Origin of the sequence: Tessaracoccus sp. MC1756, assembly GCF_014164735.1 — a bacterium.
Classification (GTDB): domain Bacteria; phylum Actinomycetota; class Actinomycetes; order Propionibacteriales; family Propionibacteriaceae; genus Arachnia.
The window spans coordinates 638445-655187 of record NZ_JACJFZ010000001.1 but is presented as its reverse complement, the minus strand read 5'-3'; the positions used below and the strand labels follow the sequence as shown (position 1 = coordinate 655187).

The 16743-nt window shown below is 68.2% G+C and carries 17 protein-coding genes and 1 other RNA gene; 11 read left to right on the top strand and 7 right to left on the bottom strand.

Going from position 1 to position 16743, the window contains the following annotated elements; all coding sequences use genetic code 11:
* Window positions 1–16 precede the first annotated feature (16 nt).
* Window positions 17–2935: a bifunctional [glutamine synthetase] adenylyltransferase/[glutamine synthetase]-adenylyl-L-tyrosine phosphorylase gene (locus H5393_RS03015; RefSeq protein WP_182765433.1), complete on the bottom strand. Its 2919-nt coding sequence runs from the start codon at window positions 2933–2935 to the stop codon at window positions 17–19.
* Between the two features lie 89 nt (window positions 2936–3024).
* Here H5393_RS03015 and H5393_RS03010 point away from each other — a divergent pair, with 89 nt between their 5' ends.
* Window positions 3025–3453, top strand: coding sequence for a sterol carrier family protein (locus H5393_RS03010; RefSeq protein WP_182765432.1), 429 nt, complete (start codon window positions 3025–3027; stop codon window positions 3451–3453).
* Window positions 3454–3601: 148 nt separating this feature from the next.
* Entirely contained in the window at window positions 3602–4507 is a 906-nt protein-coding gene (locus H5393_RS03005) for an aldo/keto reductase (protein WP_255436248.1), read from the top strand.
* A gap of 4 nt (window positions 4508–4511) precedes the next feature.
* Here the strand turns inward: H5393_RS03005 and H5393_RS03000 are convergent, their stop codons facing one another.
* Window positions 4512–5804 carry a glutamine synthetase family protein gene (locus H5393_RS03000; protein ID WP_182765773.1) on the bottom strand — a complete coding sequence of 431 codons (1293 nt, stop codon included), beginning with the start codon at window positions 5802–5804 and terminating at the stop codon, window positions 4512–4514.
* Window positions 5805–5922: 118 nt separating this feature from the next.
* Between H5393_RS03000 and H5393_RS02995 the strand changes: the two genes are divergently transcribed.
* From H5393_RS02995 to H5393_RS02970, 7 genes are all read left to right on the top strand, one after another.
* Window positions 5923–6768, top strand: a complete 846-nt coding sequence (locus H5393_RS02995) for a DUF2510 domain-containing protein (RefSeq protein WP_182765431.1) — start codon at window positions 5923–5925, stop codon at window positions 6766–6768.
* Between the two features lie 46 nt (window positions 6769–6814).
* The gene (gene map, locus H5393_RS02990) at window positions 6815–7663 is read left to right on the top strand and encodes a type I methionyl aminopeptidase (protein ID WP_370585909.1); all 849 of its coding nucleotides are present in this window, start codon (window positions 6815–6817) and stop codon (window positions 7661–7663) included.
* Between the two features lie 78 nt (window positions 7664–7741).
* Window positions 7742–8106: RNase P RNA component class A (rnpB, locus tag H5393_RS02985), an RNA gene on the top strand.
* Between the two features lie 85 nt (window positions 8107–8191).
* Window positions 8192–8851, top strand: coding sequence for a TRM11 family methyltransferase (locus tag H5393_RS02980; RefSeq protein ID WP_182765429.1), 660 nt, complete (start codon window positions 8192–8194; stop codon window positions 8849–8851).
* A gap of 90 nt (window positions 8852–8941) precedes the next feature.
* Complete coding sequence (locus tag H5393_RS14795) at window positions 8942–9352, top strand: hypothetical protein (RefSeq protein WP_370585908.1); 411 nt, start codon at window positions 8942–8944, stop codon at window positions 9350–9352.
* The gene (locus H5393_RS02975; protein ID WP_370585938.1) at window positions 9280–10359 is read left to right on the top strand and encodes a DUF222 domain-containing protein; all 1080 of its coding nucleotides are present in this window, start codon (window positions 9280–9282) and stop codon (window positions 10357–10359) included. The genes H5393_RS14795 and H5393_RS02975 overlap by 73 nt, the downstream gene beginning before the upstream one ends.
* Before the next feature lie 454 nt (window positions 10360–10813).
* Entirely contained in the window at window positions 10814–11002 is a 189-nt protein-coding gene (locus H5393_RS02970) for a DUF5302 domain-containing protein (protein WP_182765428.1), read from the top strand.
* A 7-nt stretch (window positions 11003–11009) separates the two neighbouring features.
* On the opposite strand, the gene H5393_RS02965 is transcribed toward H5393_RS02970, so the two are convergent.
* The 5 genes from H5393_RS02965 to rplM form a co-directional block, all read right to left on the bottom strand.
* Window positions 11010–12443 (bottom strand): RNB domain-containing ribonuclease, encoded by a 1434-nt coding sequence (locus H5393_RS02965; RefSeq protein ID WP_182765427.1) that lies wholly within the window; start codon window positions 12441–12443, stop codon window positions 11010–11012.
* Window positions 12443–13183 carry a zinc ribbon domain-containing protein gene (locus H5393_RS02960; protein ID WP_182765426.1) on the bottom strand — a complete coding sequence of 247 codons (741 nt, stop codon included), beginning with the start codon at window positions 13181–13183 and terminating at the stop codon, window positions 12443–12445. Before H5393_RS02960 ends, H5393_RS02965 begins: the two co-directional genes overlap by 1 nt.
* A gap of 55 nt (window positions 13184–13238) precedes the next feature.
* Window positions 13239–14588 carry a phosphoglucosamine mutase gene (glmM, locus tag H5393_RS02955; protein WP_182765425.1) on the bottom strand — a complete coding sequence of 450 codons (1350 nt, stop codon included), beginning with the start codon at window positions 14586–14588 and terminating at the stop codon, window positions 13239–13241.
* A gap of 116 nt (window positions 14589–14704) precedes the next feature.
* On the bottom strand, window positions 14705–15232 hold the full coding sequence (gene rpsI, locus H5393_RS02950; protein ID WP_182763753.1) for a 30S ribosomal protein S9: 528 nt from the start codon (window positions 15230–15232) through the stop codon (window positions 14705–14707).
* Window positions 15233–15249: 17 nt separating this feature from the next.
* Window positions 15250–15693 carry a 50S ribosomal protein L13 gene (gene rplM, locus H5393_RS02945; RefSeq protein WP_182765424.1) on the bottom strand — a complete coding sequence of 148 codons (444 nt, stop codon included), beginning with the start codon at window positions 15691–15693 and terminating at the stop codon, window positions 15250–15252.
* 276 nt (window positions 15694–15969) lie between these two features.
* Between rplM and H5393_RS02940 the strand changes: the two genes are divergently transcribed.
* Both H5393_RS02940 and H5393_RS02935 read left to right on the top strand, forming a co-directional pair.
* On the top strand, window positions 15970–16461 hold the full coding sequence (locus H5393_RS02940) for a DUF2975 domain-containing protein (protein ID WP_182765423.1): 492 nt from the start codon (window positions 15970–15972) through the stop codon (window positions 16459–16461).
* Window positions 16462–16734, top strand: coding sequence for a helix-turn-helix transcriptional regulator (locus tag H5393_RS02935; protein ID WP_182765422.1), 273 nt, complete (start codon window positions 16462–16464; stop codon window positions 16732–16734).
* Window positions 16735–16743: the final 9 nt, after the last annotated feature.

Genomic DNA, 16743 nt, shown 5'->3' with positions numbered 1-16743 from the left:
AGGCCGCAGTGACCGATCAGGCGGCCCAGAAAATGGCGTCGACGGCGTCGGCCGCGCGTCGCAACAACCGACGGGTGTCCTCCACCAGTCTGGACGCCTCACCTGCCCGGTAGCCGAGCAGCAGGGCGATGGCCGCCAGTTCGCGCGTGTCCGAGGGCAACGCGTCGCTGGCCCGACCACGCACCAGCATGATGGCGTCGCGCAACATGCTGGCCCGGTGCCAGGCCTCCTGCAGCCGGACCGCCTGGCTCTCCGGCACGATCTCCAACGCGGCCAGCGCCGCCAGGGCGTCCATGGTGGACGTGGTGCGCAGCACCGCATGCTCATGGCCGTGCTGCAGTTGCAGCAACTGCACCGTCCACTCGACGTCCGAGAGGCCGCCGGGCCCGAGCTTGAGGTGCCGGTCGCGCGGCACGCCCTTGGGGATGCGCTCGTTCTCCATCCGCGACTTCAGCTTGCGGATCTCAGAGATCTGCGCGCGGGTCGGGCCGCCGTCGGGGTACCGGAACCAGTCGATCCCGGCGAGTACCGCCTCCGAGAGCGGCCGCTCCCCCGCGCCATGGCGGGCGCGCAGCAGCATCTGGGCCTCCCAGGTGGAAGCCCATTTCGTGTAATAGGTCAGGTACGACGACACCGTGCGCACCTGGGGGCCGCCCTTGCCCTCGGGGCGGAGGTCGGTGTCGATCACCAGCGCGGGATCCGGGCCCGGCTTGCCGATGATCTCGGCGGCGCGCCGGACCAGGTCGGTCGCCCGCGCGAGCTCCTCGCCCTCCGTTCCGTCGGGGACGACGAACATGCAGTCGGCGTCGGAGGAGTAGCTCACCTCGTACCCGCCCCACCGCCCGAGCGCGATGACGCCCACCGGCGGGGCGTCGATGGTGCGGCGCGCCAACTGCAGGCCGGCCTCGACGGTGGCGGACGCGAGGTCGCTCAGCGCGCCGCCCACCGCCGCGAGGTCGGCGTGCCCCAGCACGTCGCTCAGCGCGATGCGGCACAGCTCGGCGCGGCGCAGTGCCCTGACAGAGGCGATCGACTGGTCCAGGTCGTCGTAGCGGTTGGCGGCCCGGGTGAGGGAGGCGGTGAGCTCGTCGACCGAGCGTGGCCGCAGGTCGTCGGTGCTGGCGAGCATCTTGATGTGCTCGGGCGCGCGCTTCAGGAGGTCGACCACGTAGCGGCTCGACGACGCGACCCTGGCCAGCCGTTGGGCCATGTAGCCCTCGTCGCGCAGTGCCCGCAGGTACCAGGAGGTCTTGCCGAGCGACTCCGACAGCTGGCGGAACGCGAGAAGCCCGAAGTCGGGGTTGGGCCCGTCGGCGAACCACTGCAGCATCGCAGGGAGGAGCTGGCGCTGGATCTCGGTGCCGCGGTCGCGGCCGGTGGTCAACGCGCGGATGTGCCCCAGGCCGGCCTGCGGGTCGGCGAAGCCGAGGGCCCGCATCCGGGTCTTGGCGGCTTCGGTGCTCAGTTGCAACTCGTCCGTGCGCACCTGGCTGACGACATCGAGCAGCGGTGAGAAGAACAGTCGCTGCTGCAGCTGCCGGACCCGGCGCGCGGAATCGCGCCACCGCTTCTGCAGGTCCTCGGCCGAGGATCCCATCGAGCGCGCGACATGGCCGAGGGCGAGCTCGTCGTCGGGCATGAGGTGGGTCCTGCGGAGGCGGCGCAGTTGGATGCGGTGCTCCAGGACCCGCTGGAACCGGTAGGCGCGCGCCATCTCGGCGCCGTCGGCCCTGCCGATGTAGCCGTTGCCGATCAGCGCCATGAGCCCGTCGAACGTGCCACGCGTGCGGATCCGCTCGTCGGCGCGGCCGTGCACCAACTGCAGCAGCTGGACGGAGAACTCGGTGTCGCGCAGACCGCCGGAGCCGAGCTTGATCTCGCGATCCTCCTGTTTCGCGGGGATCAGGGAGATCACCCGCTCCCGCATGGCGCGCACCTCCGGCAGGAACTCGGGCCGCTCCCCCGCCTGCCAGACCAGGGGCCACACGGCGTCGACGAACTCCCGGCCCAGGTCGAGGTCGCCCGCTGCGGGGCGGGCCTTGAGCATGGCCTGGAACTCCCAGTTCTTGGCCCATTTCGCGTAGTAGGCGCGGTAGCTGGCCAGCGTCCTGACGAGCGGGCCGGCTTTCCCCTCAGGACGCAGGGCCGCGTCGAGTTGCCAGATGCTGCCCTCAGACGTGTGCGAGGAACAGATCCGGGCCTGCGCGGCGGCGAGCTTACCGGCGACAGCGACCGCTTCATCGGCCGTTGCGCCCTCCGCCGGTTCGGCCACATAGATCACGTCGACGTCGGAGATGTAGTTGAGCTCCTGTGCGCCCGTCTTGCCCATGGCCAGCACGGCGACGCGGGCCTGTCGCCAGCCTGGCACCTCCGCGCGGGCGAAGGCCAGCGACATGTCCAGCACCACGTCCGCGACGTGCGACAGCTCTGCCGCGATCTCGTGGACCAGCGCGTCCGGCTGCGGAGCGGAGAGGTCGCGCGCGGCGATTTCGATCAGCGCGGCGCGGTTGGCCAGCCGGAGTTGGTCGGCGCTGCCTGCGGCCACCCCGTCGTCCAGGTGGATTCGGGCGTCGAAGAAGGCGCGCCACCCGGACAACCCACGGTGCACGGGTTCGACGGCGAGGATCCGCGCCTCGGCCGGGTGCCGCACAAGCGTGTGGGCCAGCACGCTGGATCCGCCCATGACGAGCAACAGCCGTCGGAGCCACGCCTCATTCGACGCGATCTCGCGGAAAACCTCCGGCGACGCGGCCTCGAGCCGCTCGAGCGAATCGAGCGCGAGGTCCCGGTCCGCCACGGGTTCGAACAGCGCCAGATCGACCGGGGGCTCACCGCCGAGCCTGTCCGTCCAGCGCTCCCAGACGCGGGCGGCACCGCTCGCGGAATCAAACCCGCGACGGGCGAACTCCCCCATCGGCGACTGGTATCTACCCATTGGCTCAGACTAGTGGGCGGCCCTCTCCTAGGGGCGCGACGTTCCGACCTCCGCGGCGGGCGCTGAGCGCCAGCCGTTAAGCTGAATCGATGTTCAAACCCACCCCGAAGGTCGTCGCCGCGCTGCGTGAGCGCCTCGACGACGAGGGCCTGACCGCGCTCGAGGTGGAGCTCAGGTTGCGCCGCCCGGATCTCACGCGGGTGCTGCTGCGCGCCGCCTCCGATCCGGCCCCGCTGGGCCGAGACCTCCTGGCCGCCGTCTGCCGCGCGGGATGTGCCCTGTTGGGCGAGCGGCATCCGGGTGCCACCATCGAGGTGCGGGTGCCGCCGTTCGCGGCGGTGCAGATCGGCTTCGAGACCGGGCCGAGGCATACCCGCGGCACTCCGCCGAACGTGGTGGAGATGAGCGGCGAGACGTTCGCGGCCCTGGCCACCGGACGCCAGCCCTGGGCCGAGGCCGACCTGCGGGCCTCGGGCGTCCATGCCGACGAGGCCTCCGTGGCCTTCCCCCTCTGCTGAGGGTTCAGCTGACGTTCATCCGCCCTCCGGACGACCACCCGGATCCGATGGAGTGGCGGTGGTGACACCCGCGAACTCAGCGAGGGCTTGCGGCGCCTACTCCGGGAGAAGGGCCACCCATGGTCCCGGCAACGGACAGACTGGACGCATGAGCTCCGAAGTCTCCGCGTCACACCATCCGATGCGCACCCTTGAGGTCGCCGGGCGAAGCGTCCCGGCGCTGGGCCAGGGCACCTGGCACATGGGGGACGCATCGTCGCGCAGAGAGGGAGAGATCGCAGCGTTGCGCACAGGCCTGGACCTCGGCTTGACGCTGATCGACACGGCGGAGATGTACGGCTCAGGCCGGGCCGAACTGTTGGTGGGCGAAGCCATCAGGGGTCGCCGCGAGGAGGTGTTCCTGGTGTCCAAGGTGCTGCCAGACAATGCGAGCCACGACGGCACATTCCGCGCCTGCGAGCAGAGCCTGCGCCGCCTGGGCACCGATCACCTCGACCTCTACCTCCTGCACTGGGAAGGTTCGTGCCCGCTGGAGGAAACCTTCGGTGCCTTCGAGGAGCTGCGCGCGCAGGGCAAGATCGGCGCCTGGGGCGTGTCGAACTTCGACCGAGCTCTCATGGCCGAAGCGACAGTGGCGGCGCGCGCCGCCGTCGGGGCCGGTGGGAGCCGGCCTCAGGATCGCCCGGCGACCAACCAGGTGCTGTTCAACCTGCAGCGCCGCTGGCCGGAGGGCGGGCTGCTGGAGGATCTCCGCGCGGCGCAGATCCCGCTCATGGCCTACTCACCGATCGAACAGGGCGCCTTGGCCGGAGGAGGCAGGCGCAGGGCGGCGCTCACCACCGTCGCCCGCCGCCACGGAGCCACCGAGGCGCAGATCGCGCTTGCGTGGGTCATCTCGCAGCCGGGCGTGTTCGCCATCCCGAAGGCCGGATCTACGGCCCACGTGCGTGAGAACGCCGCGGCCGCCAGCATCCAACTCACGGCCGAGGATCACGCCGAGCTGGACGCGGCGTTCCCCAAGCCCGGCGATGATGCACCGCTCGAGTTGATCTGAACGGTCACATCACGCGGATGTGGCGGTCTAGTTCCCAGGGCGTGACCTGCTGGCGGTAGGCCGCGAATTCCTTGCGCTTGTTGCGCATGAAGTACTCGTAGACGTGCTCGCCGAGTGTCTCGGCCACGAGTTCGCTCTCGTCCATGATGCGGATGGCCTCGTCGAGGTTGCGGGGCAGTTCCTGAATGCCGATCGCCTTGCGCTCGCGGTCCGAGAGGCGCCACACCTCGTCCTCGGTCTCCTCGGGCAGCTGGTATTCGCCCTCGATCCCCTTGAGGCCCGCGTTGAGCATCACGGCGTAGGCGAGGTACGGGTTGACTGCCGAGTCGATGGCGCGGTACTCGATGCGCGCCGAGGACGTCTTCCCCGGCGTGAACTGGGGAACCCTCACGAGGGCCGAACGGTTGGCGCGTCCCCAGCACGCGTACGACGGGGCCTCTCCCCCACCGACGAGGCGCTTGTAGGAGTTGACCCACTGGTTGGTGACGGCGGTGATCTCCGGCGCGTGGTGCAGCAGGCCGGCGATGAACTGCTTGGCCGTCTTGGAGAGGTTGTACTGGTCAGCCGCGTCGTAGAAGACGTTGGTGTCGCCTTCGAACAGCGACATGTGGGTGTGCATGCCGGAGCCCGGGTGCTCGGAGAACGGCTTGGGCATGAACGTTGCGTGGATGTCCTGGCTGACAGCCACCTCCCGCACCACGACGCGGAACGTCATGATGTTGTCAGCCATGGTGAGGGCGTCGGCGTAGCGCAGGTCGATCTCGTGCTGCCCCGGGGCAGCCTCGTGGTGGCTGAACTCGACGGAGATGCCCATCTGTTCGAGGATGGTGATGACGTCGCGGCGGAAGTCCGTACCGTCCCCCAGCGTGGTGTGGTCGAAGTAGCCGCCCTGGTCCAGCGGGATGAGCGGATTGAGCGAGCGCAGCAGGAAGAACTCGATCTCGGGGTGGATGTAAAAGGTGTAGCCGAGATCGGCCGCCTTGCCGAGGGCGCGCTTCAGCACGAAACGGGGGTCCGCGAAGCTCGGTGAGCCGTCTGGCAGCTTGATGTCGCAGAACATCCGCGCCGTCGAGCGGCCGGCCTGCCGCCACGGCAGCACCTGATACGTCGACGCGTCCGGGTGCGCCACCATGTCGGACTCGTAGACACGGGCGAAGCCTTCGATCGCGGAGCCGTCGAAACCGACACCCTCCGCGATGGCGCCCTCGACCTCAGCCGGAGCGATCGCCACAGATTTCAGTGAGCCGAGCACATCGGTGAACCACAGCCTGACGAACCGGATCCCGCGCTCCTCCATGGAGCGGAGAACGAACTCCGTTTGCCTATCCATGCGCGCAAGTTTGCCGCGAAGATGTTACAGCCGCGTGACATTCTGCGTTCTGGGCGCGCTCTGGACCACCCCTAGACTGGGGCACATGGCTCAGCCCGGTTGGTATGCGGATCCCACGGCGCCCGATGGGCGCCGTTACTGGGATGGTCAGAGATGGGTGGACCCCACGCCGCCGCGCAGGGGCCGCGCGGGCTGGGTGTGGTTGTCGGTCGCCCTGGTCGTGGTCGCAGCCCTGGTGGCGGCGCTGCTCATCTTCCCCAGCCGGGCCAACCCCTTCGCCCCCACCCCCGAGGACACCCGCACGGCTCGCCCCACCGGCAAGCAGTGGGACGAACGAGTCCCGTCGGAGACGCCCACCCCCACCGAGATCGAGTCGCAGTTCGGCGAGTCCATCGACTGCCCCTCCAGTGAGGACTGGCCGCGCAGCGAGCTGACGGACGGGCGCCTGGAGGGCGGCGGGCTGAGCGTCAATGCGCCCCAAGGCGAGAAGTGGCGGATGAGCCCAGCCCACATCGACTGGATGTACGACGGGAACTCAATGCTGCGCGAGATCGTCTTCGGCTGGATCAGCAACGTCAACGTGGGCTACATCAAGGTCTCCGACGGCTTCTCGGCCAACCCCCGCGCCGCGGCCGAGCAGTTCGTCAACTGCATGGCGTCGTCGGGCATGTTCCTGGGCTTCACCAAGCGCACCGTCCTGTGGAACGAGGAGTGGGACGTCTCCGGCAGACCGGCGTGGCGACTCACGTCGAACGTCTACGTCGACGACTGGGGCCACGAAGGCATCGAAGGCGACACCGTCGACATCATCGTCGTGCCCACAGAAGACAAGGACCGGTTGGCGGTGTACGTCAGTTGCGTGACCATCGGGCACGAGGAGAACATCAGCGAGGTCGAGCCGGTGCTGGAGTCGCTGGCGTACGAGGGTTGACGCCTCCAGACGGCCCGGCGGGAGCGGCGGGATAGACTTGTTGACTGTGAATCCTGTTACTCCGCACACCATCACCCCCGTTCGCGACGTCCCCCGCAGCATCCTGCGCCCGGAGTACGTCGGCAAGAAGGCACCGAAGCGCTACACCGGCTCCGACGTCCAGAACGACGAAGTGATCGAGAAGATGCGGGTGGCAGGGCGGATCGCTTCGCGGGCCATGCATGAGGCAGCGAAGGCGATCGCGCCGGGCGTGACCACCGACGAACTGGACCGCATCGCGCACGAGTACATGCTCGACCACGGCGCCTACCCGTCGTCGCTGGGCTACCGCGGATTCCCGAAGTCGATCTGCACCTCCGTGAACGAGGTCGTCTGCCACGGCATCCCGGACACGCGGCCGCTCGAGGACGGCGACCTGGTCAAGATCGACTGCACCGCGTTCAAGGACGGCGTGCACGGCGACAACTGCGCCACGTTCTTCTGCGGCGATGTCGACGAGGAATCCAGGCTGCTTGCGGAGCGCACGTTGGAGTCACTCAACCGGGCGATCAAGGCGGTGCGGCCGGGTCGCCCCATCTCGGTCATCGGCCGGGTCATCGAGAGCTACGCGAAGCGCTTCAACTACGGCGTGATCCGCGACTACACCGGTCACGGCGTGCACACCGCCTTCCACTCCGGCCTAGTCGTCCTGCACTACGACGAGCCGCGCGTCGACACCGTGATGGTGCCGGGGATGACGTTCACCATCGAGCCCATGCTCACTCTGGGCGGGTACGACACGGAGGTCTGGGACGATGACTGGACCGTCGTCACCGCCGACCGCTCGCGCGTGGCCCAGTACGAGCACTCGCTCGTCGTGACCAAGACCGGCGCGGAGATCCTGACGCTTCCCTGACAAGCCCCCGGGTGCCACCGCGAAGAACAGGGCGGCGGTGTATCGAAGGCAAGATCCACGGTAGAATCGTTGGTTGGACGAGACGGCCAGATGATCGCGGCTGGAAACAGCTGAGGAAAGTCCGGGCTCCACAGAGCAGGGTGGTGGGTAACGCCCACCCGGGGTGACCCGCGGGACAGTGCCACAGAAAACAGACCGCCCAGCAATGGGTAAGGGTGAAACGGTGGTGTAAGAGACCACCAGCGCTCCGGGTGACCGGAGCGGCTAGGTAAACCCCACTCGGAGCAAGACCAAGAAGGCCGGCCCCCGGGCCGGCTGCGGACACCGTTCGAGCGCTGCTCGCGCGAGGTGTCCGGGTAGGTTGCATGAGCGCACCGGCAACGGTGGGCCTCAGATAGATGATCATCCGTCGACAGAACCCGGCTTACCGGCCGTCTCGTCCCACACCACCAGGCCGCACTGCCGCGCCCGGCGCCGGCTCGGGCAGTTCTCCGCGCCACCAGCACCCGAGCGACCTACGATGCAGACATGCGCCTGCGTCCCCACCTCCATGTCGAGCACGACCGCGTGATGGCAGAGCGTCACCCGCTGGCGGACGAGAACGTCCACTTCTCCCGTTCACTGGCGGCCGCGGTGCTGGAAGACCTGTCCCGGCCGGACGACCGGGTGCTCGATCCCTTCGCCGGCTTCGGCACCACCCTCCAGGTCGCGACGGCCATGGGGAGACGGGCTGTGGGAATCGAACTCCTGCCCGAGCGTTGCGCCGTCGCAGCCGCCGTGGCCCCCGGCGCCTCGGTCATCCAGGGCGACGCCCGACGGCTGGCGCGACTGGTCGAGGGCCCCTTCGATCTGATCCTGACGTCCCCGCCCTACATGGCCGCAGATGACGGCCCGGAGGATCCGTTGTCCGGCTACACCGGCGCGAGCACCTACGAGCGCTACCTGGCCGAGCTCCGCGGAGTCCTGGCGCGGTGTCTCGAGCTGCTGACGCCAGAGGGCCGCCTCGTCGTGAACGTCGCCAACATCGACACAGGCAAGCATTTCACCCCCCTGGCGTGGGATGTGGGGAGGATGCTCGGCGATGTCGGGCGCCTGGCCCAGGACGTCTTCGTCTGCTGGGACCGGTCCTGGCACGACCTCGCGGGCGACTACCTGCTCGTCGCGCAACGCGGGGCCGATCAGCGCTGAGCCGCAGCGCCTGCGATCTGCAGGCCGCACTTATCCACAGCCGGGAAACCACCCTGTGAATTGTTACTGCGCGCGAATATCGTGGGTGCCATGGAGATCGGTCAGCATCCGGCAGTCGAAGCGCTCATCGCCGTCGACGCGTTGCTCTCCGGCATCGACGTGGAGGCTCTGGCGTCCTGTCCCGAGGTTGAACTGGTCCATGTGATGCGCAGCGCACGGAGGCTCCGCAGCCGCATCGACGCGCTGGCCTGCGTCGTGACAGACCATGTCAACCGGCGCCAGGCTTCGATGAAGGCCGTCGGCACCCCCACCACCTCGTTGATCGCGCTGGACGAGAACCTCGACAACCGGCAGGCCGCGGGTCAGGTCGCCCTCGCCGGGGACATGGTCCGGCACGAGGCACCCAGCAGGCAGCCCTCGACGGAACCATCTCGGCGCAGCAGGCGGCCGCCATCTCCAAGGGAATTGCGGCCCTTCCGGACCTCCCTGCCGAGGTCGTGACGCGAGTTGCCGAAACCTTCGTGGCCAGGGCCGCAGGAGTCCCCGCGAGGAAGCTCGCGAGACTCGCTCCGGACGTGTTGGCGACGGTCGCTCCGCAGCACGCGCTCCGCGACGAAGACTCGCTCCAGCGTGTCGAGCGCCAGCGGGCCACCGCGGCGAAGAACCGCCGCTTCATGTGGGGCAATGACGGAGAGGGGTCCATCTGGTTTACCGGCCAACTCCCCGAACTCGAAGCAGAGCCGTGGACCCGAACCTTGTCGGCCATGGTTGTTGCGGACAAACGTGCAGAGCGGGACCGCGAGCAGGCAGCCCGTGATGGACGCATCGCTGCCCGCACCCGCCGAGCCCTCACCCGCCCCGACGCGCAGCGCACCCCTGCACAGCGCAACGCGGACGCGCTCATCACTCTTTTCGGGGAACTCGCCACCCGCACTCCCCTGGGTGACGACCACACCGCGCAGCTGCCCGCCCACGGGGCCGCTGCCGCGGCCGAGGGAATCGGACGCCGAGGTGGCAGGCGAAGCCGCTCCCGCAGGGCGCAGATCCGTGTGACGATTTCGATGGCCGATCTACTCGACCGCGCCGGGGCCGGTGGAGTTCTGGATTCGGGCACCGAATTGACGCCCGGCCAGCTGCGCCGACTGGCCGCAGAGGCGGAGATCATCCCCTTCGTCCTCGGTGACAGGTCGGAGATTCTGGACATGGGCCGCGCCTCCAGGCTCGTCACGCCCGCACAACGCCGAGCGCTCGAGCTGCGCGACGGAGGCTGCGTCTTTCCCACCTGTACGAAGACTCCGGAGGAATGCGACGCCCATCACACCAACCCCTGGAACCTCGGCGGGAAGACCAACCTCAGGGAGTTGGTGCTGCTCTGCGGGCACCACCACAACATCGTGGAGCCCGACGTCAGCGGCCGCCGAGACCAATGGAAGATCCAGTTCGATCCAGTAACCGGCACACCGGAAGTACTCCCACCCGAGCGCTTCAACGGCCCTAGGCGCATGTGACGGTCCCCGGTTCGCTCTGTGACTCCTGCGGCGGGCTTCCGCCGGCCACCCCTCGACGTTGACCCCGCAGGAGTCGCGAGTGGATCACTCCTCCCGGTACCGCGCTACCGTGGCACGGATCCGTTCGGCATACCGATAGATGTCGACCACGGCTGGCTCCGCGCCCGCGCGTGTCAGGGAGCCCGAAGCTCGCGCGTCCGAGCGCTCTCGTAGGGTGGGCGTCAGGCCAGAGGAAGGAAGCACCACACATGTACGGCGAGAACAGGGAGTACCCCCAGGCAGCACACCTGCTCACTCCCATCGGCGTTGTTATGGTCGGGATGGTGCTGGCAATTGTCCACACCCCGCTCTGGTGGCTGCTCGTCGCGGCCTTCGCCGGCCGCGCCGTGTACCTGGGGTGGCTCCTGAGGCAACGTCGCCGCCGCGCTACCCCCCAGCCGGGTACAGTTGTGCCATGAGTGACGCTGAGCAGACCGACGCCCCGCTGGACCCCAAAGAGGCCATGCGGCAGGCCCTTGAACGCAAGAAGCAGGCTGAGCATCTCTCCGCCAACGCCGGAACCCACGGGGAACGCAAGCAGGGCGGCCAGGCCCATGGCCCCGCCGTCGGTCGCCGCGAGTTCCGCCGCAAGTCCGGCGGCTAAAGCCTGATCAGTTCGGGCGGGACAGGGTGACCTGTCCCCTCCGGACATCCACCTTGTCCACACGCACCCGCACCTCGGAGCCAACTTCGCTCGCCTTGGCCGGCACCCGGAGTTCTACGGCGGGTTCAGCAATCTGCACCGTCCCCACATGCGTCTTGGGGTCTACGTCGGTGACGACGCCCGTGAAGATCGCACCCACCCGGTTACTGAGCACGAGGCCCTCCGTGAGGTCGATGACGCCACGCTCGTAGGCACGAGCCGACCGGCCGGTCTCGGCCATCTCCTCCGGCAGTGCGGCCAGTCCGTCCCGAGCCCACTGCGGCACCTCGAGGTCGTTGATCAGCGCGTGACAGATGGCGAGGACGTAGCGGTCCACTAGCCTCCGCAACGGCGCGGTCGTATGCGCGTACGGCGCGGCGAGCGCCGCGTGCAGCAAGTTCTCGTCCGGCACCTCGCCGTCGAAAGCCAGGTAGCCGGCTCCACGGAACAGCATCGTGCACTTGGTCAACGCCGCCAGTTGCTTCGGGTCCTGCGGGGAGAGCGACCGCACGAATTCCGGATACGGCATCTCCTTCGGCCATGGCACACCCAACGACCGCACCGCCCGCCGCAGCTTCTGCAGCGACCACTCCTCGGCAGGCGGCAACGTCCGAAGGACGCCCACCTTGCCCCTGAGCATGGTCTGCGCCGCCGCGAAACCGGTCATCAGTGAAATCTGCGCGTTCCAGTTCTCCACCGGCACGAGCGCACGGAACTCCAGTTCCCATGTGCCGTCGCGCTCGACAATCTCCTGATCGGGCAGGTTCAGCGACACACCGCCGCGCTCGATCTCCAACTGCTGACGGAGCTTCCCCACCTCAGGCAGCAGTGCGATGCTCGCATGAGGGGTGCCGCCGTCGAAGTCTGCTTGGACGCCCTCGTAGTCCAGCTTGGCCCGGCTCTGCACCAGAGCGCGCGTCAGGCCGACGTCGACCACCGCGCCGCCGGCGTCCAGATGGAGTTCCCATACGAAGGCGGGCCGGGGCTTCCGGTCGGCCAACAGGGACCCCGCGTCCTCGGAGATCACCGCCGGGTGCAGCGGGATCCGGGCGCTGGGCGCATACTTCGTCATCCCGCGACGGTGGGTCTCGGCCTCCAGCGCCGTGCCCGACCGTACGTAATGCGGCACGTCGGAGATGGCGTAGCGGACCAGGTAACCAGCGCCCTCACGCTCGATCTGAACGGCCTGGTCCAGGTCCTTCGACGTGGGTGGGTCGATCGTGACGAACTCGATGTGGGTCAGGTCCGCGTGGTCATCGGCCGACTGCCGGGCGGCCAGTTCCGCGTCGGCCACCACCTCGTCAGCGAAGTGGAGCGGCATCTCCAGCCGCTCCTGCAGGAGTTGGATGGCCTCCCGGAGGGACTCGGGGATCTCATGGACCCGGAGATGCAGCGAAGGCATCAGAGACCAGACTCAGCCGTACGCACCAGGATGCGGTCGCACTCGACGCAGCGCAAGACCTGGTTCGCGGGGGCCTTCTTGTAGGTGTCCAGATCAGACAGGGTCAGCTGCAACTGGCAGCCGGTGCAGCGCCCGGCCTTCAGCGTCGCGGCCCCCAGCCCGGTGGAGGCCCGCAGCTTCTCGTAGAGCGACATCAGCGGCGGTGCCACCCTGGCCGCCACGGGGCCACGATCAGCGGCCAGGTCCTTGGCCTCCCGGCTCAGCTTCGCCACTGCCTCATCGCGGGCAGCCACCTCGGCGTGCAGCTGGTTCTCGATCTCCACCTTGCGCGCGGCGACCCGGTCGCGATGTGCGACGGCGTCCTCCAGACGACTCATCACCTCGAGCTGGTCGTCCTCGAGCTCGATGATGCGCTTCTTGAGGTGCTCGACCTCCTCGGTGAGCGAGCGCAGCGTCTTCGGATCGCTGACCGAGCCGTCGGCCAACCGCTGCTCGGTGCGCTCCAACCGCGCCTTCACCGGCGTCAGGTCGGTCTCTGCCTTGCGGACCCAGATCTGCAGGTCGTCGACGCGGGTGTTGGAGGCAACCAACTCATCAGCGACACTCTTGCGCGCACTCATCAGCTCTGCGATGGTCTTGTGCTGCGGGAGCGAGCGCGCAGCGTGTTGCACGCGCGCCACCTCCGAGTCGAGCTCCGCCAAGGTAAGCAGAGTGCGTTGATCAGCGGGGTCAGCGAGCATCGCGAATCCTTTGTCCAGTTGGGTGGGGTTCACTCTACTAGGACGGGGGCGTCCGTCAGAGACTGAGACGCTCAGTCACCTTCGCCGCGAGCTGCTCCGTGATCCGCTGGGCCTGCTCGAGGGTGGGCGCCTCGCACATGACCCTCACCACCGGTTCGGTGCCGGAGGGGCGCAGCAGGACTCGGCCAGTGTCTCCGAGTTCCCGGGCGGCGGCCGTGACGGCAGCCTGGACGTCGGGGTCGATACCCGCGCGCAACTTGTCGACGTTGCGGACGTTGATGACCACCTGTGGCAACACCGTCATCGCGGATCCGAGGTCCTTGAGCGACCTGCCGGTGGACTTCATCCGGGACGCGAGGTGCAGGCCGGTGAGCGTGCCGTCGCCGGTGTTGGCGAACTCGGAGATGATCACGTGACCGGACTGCTCGCCGCCCAGCGCGAAGCCGTTGGCGTTCATGGATTCCAGGACGTAGCGGTCCCCCACCTTCGTCTGGTCCACGCGGATCCCGTGCTCACGCATGGCATTGACGAGGCCCAAGTTACTCATCACCGTCGCCACGACGGTGTCTGAGTGCAGGCGGTGCTCCTCCTTCATGGCGATGGCCAGGATCGCGAGGATGCGGTCGCCGTCCACGAGGTTGCCCTCGTGGTCCACGGCGAGGCAGCGGTCGGCGTCGCCGTCGAGCGCGATGCCCAGATCCGCGCCCTCGTCCACGACCCGCTTCACGAGGTCGCCGATGTGGGTGGAGCCGCAGTCGTCGTTGATGTTGATGCCGTCCGGTTCGGCGTGGATCGGGATGATGCGGGCACCCTGGGCCGCGAAGGCCTCGAGGGCGGTCTGGGACGCCGCGCCGTTCGCGCAGTCGATGACGACCTTCAGCCCCTCGAGGGAAGGGTCCCCCAGCGAGGCCACCAGGTGGGCCACGTAGGCCTCCACGGCGCCGAGGTCGCTGCGAATCCGGCCGACGGACGAGCCTGTGGGACGCTTCCACTCCTCGCCCATCCGGGCCTCGATGGCGTCCTCGAGGAAGTCGTCGAGCTTCACGCCGCCCCGGGAGAAGAACTTGATGCCGTTGTCCGGCATGGGATTGTGCGAGGCGGAGATCATGACGCCCAGGTCGGCGTCCATCTCGTTGACGAGGTACGCGACGGCGGGCGTTGGCACCACACCGAGCCGCACCACGTCGACACCTGCCGACGCGAGCCCGGCGATCACCGCCGCCTCCAGGAATTCGCCGCTGGCCCGGGGGTCGCGGCCCACGAGGGCCAACGGCCGGTTGTCGCGGAACGCTCCGGCCTCCCCGAGGATGTGCGCTGCGGCGACCGACAGGTCCAGCGCCAGTTCAGCGGTCAGTTCAACGTTTGCGACGCCGCGGACGCCGTCGGTTCCAAAGAGTCGTGCCACGTCTGGAGACTCTACAGTCGCGCATCGACGCTGAGCGAATCGCCGCGCGCGCCCCCGCACCGGGAAAAGCGAACGCCCACCCTGCCGGAGCAGGATGGGCGTTCGACGTGCAGAGATCAGCGCTTGCTGTACTGCGGGGCCTTACGGGCCTTCTTCAGACCGGCCTTCTTGCGCTCGATGATGCGCGAGTCGCGGGTCAGCATGCCGGCCTTCTTCAGAGCCGGGCGCGAAGCCTCGGCATCGACCTGGTTCAGGGCGCGGGCCACACCGAGGCGCAGGGCGCCAGCCTGGCCGGAGGTGCCGCCACCGTCGATGCGGGCGATCACGTCGTAGGAGCCCTCGACGTTCGCGATCACGAACGGCTCGTTGACGTGCTGCTGGTGCAGCTTGTTCGGGAAGTACTCCTCGAGGCTGCGGCCGTTGATCTTCCAGGTGCCGGAGCCGGGCACGATACGCACGCGGGCGACGGCTTCCTTGCGACGGCCGGTGCCGCCACCGGGGGCGACGATGGCCGGACGGGTGTCGATGCCCGAGGCAGCGACCGGGTCGGCGTCGGAACGGTACGCGATTTCGCGGTTCTCTTCGTCGACGAAGGGAGTGATCTCCTCGACGACGGTCTCGTCGATCTCGTTGGTCTCAGTCATGTTCTTCGGTCCTCGGCTCACTGGGCGATCTGAATGATCTCGAACGGCTGCGGCTTCTGGGCAGCGTGGGGGTGCTCGGGGCCCGCGTAGACCTTGAGCTTGCTCAGCATCTGACGGGAGAGCTTGTTCTTGGGGAGCATGCCCCAGACAGCCTTCTCGACGGCGCGGCGCGGATCCCTGTCAAGCAGTTCACCAATGGTGACGGCCTTCAGACCACCGGGACGACCGGAGTGCGAGTAGCGGTAATCGTCCGAGCGCTTGTTGCCGGAGAGCGCGATCTTCGATGCGTTGATCACGACGACGAAGTCACCCATGTCGACGTGGGGCGCGAACTGCGGCTTGTGCTTGCCACGCAGCAGGTTGGCGATCTGGGCAGCGAGGCGACCCAGAATGATGTTTTCGGCATCGATGACGTGCCAGTTGCGGACGATCTCGCCCGGCTTTGGGGTGTACGTAGACACAGTCCCACTTCCATTCATACTTAACTGATGGGGGTTGCACACCGGGACAGCGCCCCGTTAGGCCCCGAAAAGATGGCGTACAACAGCTACCCATCCTAAGTGCCGCGCGCCCCATCTGCAAAATGACCGCTCCACGCGCACCCGCCCAGAATCGCGACCGGGCGAAGCCACGCCCCCTCCCACCACTGGCACCAACCGTACAGCGACCGATACCTATCGCCGCTCTTGATGTATCTATCGATTCACGATAGGTTTGCACATACGAGAGGAGCTCTCATGGGCAATGCGACAATCTGGGCGCTGAAGGCGGTGATCGCGCTGTCGCTGATCGGTTCGGTGGTGGTGCAGGTCATGATCCTGCCGGCGGTATGGCGCGACATGGTCGACGGCGGGGCCCCGCTGTGGGCCCGCGTGACGTTGGTGGGCATCGCCGCGCTGGGGATCCTGAGCATGCAGATCTTCGCCGTGTGCGTCTGGCGCCTGCTGACGCTGGTGCGCAAGGGGTCGGTGTTCTCGGAAGCCGCCTTCGGCTACGTCAACGTCATCATCGCCACGTTCGCCGTCGCCTCCCTGATCTGCCTCGTACTCGCGGTCGTCCTCGCGCCGGGCGGCGTCGCGCCAGGGCTGGTCGGCCTCATCTGCGGCGCGTCGCTGGTGCTGGCCGGCATCGCCCTGCTCGTCGTGGTGATGCGCCGCCTGCTCATCCAGGCGACCGCCCGCGAGTCCGAGGTTCGGGCGCTCCGCTCCGAACTCGACGAGGTGGTCTGAGTGGCCATCATCGTCGACATCGACGTCATGTTGGCGCGCCGCAAGATGGCCGTCGGCACCCTCGCAGACCTGGTGGGGATCACGCCGGCGAACCTGGCGGTGCTCAAGAACGGCCGGGCCAAGGCAGTGCGCCTGACGACACTCGACGCACTGTGCGAGGCCCTCCGGTGTCAGCCGGGCGACCTGCTGCGCTGGGAACCCGACGCTGGTGCAGATGCCCTCGACGGCGAGGTCGTCGTCGCGTCCCCGAGGTTCGCCGACCGCACCGATTGACCCTTTGGC

Bases quoted from the DNA above. Each gene is read 5' to 3' on its own strand.
- H5393_RS02995 (WP_182765431.1), top strand. From the start codon at position 5,923: ATGGCTCAGCCCGGTTGGTATGCGGATCCCACGGCGCCCGATGGGCGC.
- H5393_RS03005 (WP_255436248.1), top strand. From the start codon at position 3,602: ATGAGCTCCGAAGTCTCCGCGTCACACCATCCGATGCGCACCCTTGAG.
- rpsI (WP_182763753.1), bottom strand. From the start codon at position 15,232: ATGACTGAGACCAACGAGATCGACGAGACCGTCGTCGAGGAGATCACT.
- H5393_RS03000 (WP_182765773.1), bottom strand. From the start codon at position 5,804: ATGGAGGAGCGCGGGATCCGGTTCGTCAGGCTGTGGTTCACCGATGTG.
- H5393_RS03015 (WP_182765433.1), bottom strand. From the start codon at position 2,935: ATGGGTAGATACCAGTCGCCGATGGGGGAGTTCGCCCGTCGCGGGTTT.
- H5393_RS02970 (WP_182765428.1), top strand. From the start codon at position 10,814: ATGAGTGACGCTGAGCAGACCGACGCCCCGCTGGACCCCAAAGAGGCC.
- H5393_RS02980 (WP_182765429.1), top strand. From the start codon at position 8,192: ATGCGCCTGCGTCCCCACCTCCATGTCGAGCACGACCGCGTGATGGCA.
- H5393_RS14795 (WP_370585908.1), top strand. From the start codon at position 8,942: ATGGAGATCGGTCAGCATCCGGCAGTCGAAGCGCTCATCGCCGTCGAC.
- H5393_RS02965 (WP_182765427.1), bottom strand. From the start codon at position 12,443: ATGCCTTCGCTGCATCTCCGGGTCCATGAGATCCCCGAGTCCCTCCGG.
- H5393_RS02940 (WP_182765423.1), top strand. From the start codon at position 15,970: ATGGGCAATGCGACAATCTGGGCGCTGAAGGCGGTGATCGCGCTGTCG.
- H5393_RS03010 (WP_182765432.1), top strand. From the start codon at position 3,025: ATGTTCAAACCCACCCCGAAGGTCGTCGCCGCGCTGCGTGAGCGCCTC.
- H5393_RS02960 (WP_182765426.1), bottom strand. From the start codon at position 13,183: ATGCTCGCTGACCCCGCTGATCAACGCACTCTGCTTACCTTGGCGGAG.